This window comes from Micromonospora tarensis, from assembly GCF_016803395.1.
GTDB lineage: Bacteria > Actinomycetota > Actinomycetes > Mycobacteriales > Micromonosporaceae > Micromonospora > Micromonospora tarensis.
On sequence record NZ_JAEVHL010000531.1, the window covers coordinates 1 to 1,041 of the forward strand.

General features: G+C 66.9%; 1 protein-coding gene. It reads right to left on the minus strand.

Features of this window, described 5'->3' with window-relative positions; translation table 11 throughout:
• Nucleotides 1-340: 340 nt before the first annotated feature.
• Nucleotides 341-856, minus strand: a complete 516-nt coding sequence (locus JM949_RS36145; RefSeq protein WP_203152498.1) for a pyridoxamine 5'-phosphate oxidase family protein — start codon at nt 854-856, stop codon at nt 341-343.
• Nucleotides 857-1,041: the final 185 nt, after the last annotated feature.

Sequence of the window (1,041 nt, forward strand, 5' to 3'; positions counted from 1 at the left end):
GAGGTCTTCGAGTCCTGGTCATCCCCAAGCGTGGCCGGCCGGCCCGGCCGATGCCGGCCGGAGGTCGCCAGCAGGCCGGGGCCGGGCCGGCGCGGCCCGCTTGCGGGCCGCCTTGATCTGATAGAGCGGAATTCGGCAGTGCGCTCCGTACCGCCGGTGTCCTGCCACGGGACATGCTTGACGCTCACGTCCCACCTGATGCCCGACATGATCCTCAGAGGGCGCCGCGGAAGCCTTCACGGTCCGCGACACGGGCGCGCATCGCGGCATGGCCGAACCGCCGGCGATGGGCTGCCACGCCCCGTAGCGATCGGATCGCGGCAGCAGCGGGTATCAGAGCCTATGCAGGGCGCCAGGTCTGCCGGGGTCGGTATCCAGCACGTCGCAGCCAGTGCTCGGTGTAGAGGATGCGGTTGGGGGTGATGATCGTCAGAGGGTCGGTGGGAGGCTCCCTCAGGGAGCGTCCTTGCTCAACGTGGTCCGACTGCCACCGGAACGCCTCCCAGTACTGCTCAACCTCGGGGTCGTCACGCTCAAGAGTCCGTGCCCTGCCGAACAGCTGCGCCCCGCGGCTGCTCGACTGTCCGACAAGGGGCGCGACGATACCTGCCGAGATCCGCGGATCGCGCTTGAGGTTCCGCGACTTCACCGAGGCATTCCAACTGGTGTAGAAGATCTCGAAGCCCAGGCTGTAGTAGCGCACCGGGGTCGCGGAAGGGCTGCCGTCCTTGTTGACTGTGGCGATCACAGCGAGGTTGTGAGTCGACAGCAGATTCAGGATGCGCTCTTCGAGCTGCTCGCGCGGCAGGTCTCGATCAGGAGTTGGACCGGCAAGCCAAGGGTTCGTCAGCGGCATACCGGCATTCTCACTGAACCGCTGAAACTCCCGCCGACCCTCCTCACCCGGACGCCCTGTATTCGGCTACTTGTTTCATTGACCTCCGACCGTGGCCCGGCCAGGCTTCGGTCGAGGCGCTCGGGCTGTCGCTCTCATTTCGGCTGCCCACGCTGGTCGTGTGGCTCTCATTTGGCCTGCGCGGC

What these genes read in the sequence shown, in the direction of transcription:
- JM949_RS36145 (WP_203152498.1), bottom strand. Translation starts at nt 856, where the DNA reads ATGCCGCTGACGAACCCTTGGCTTGCCGGTCCAACTCCTGATCGAGAC.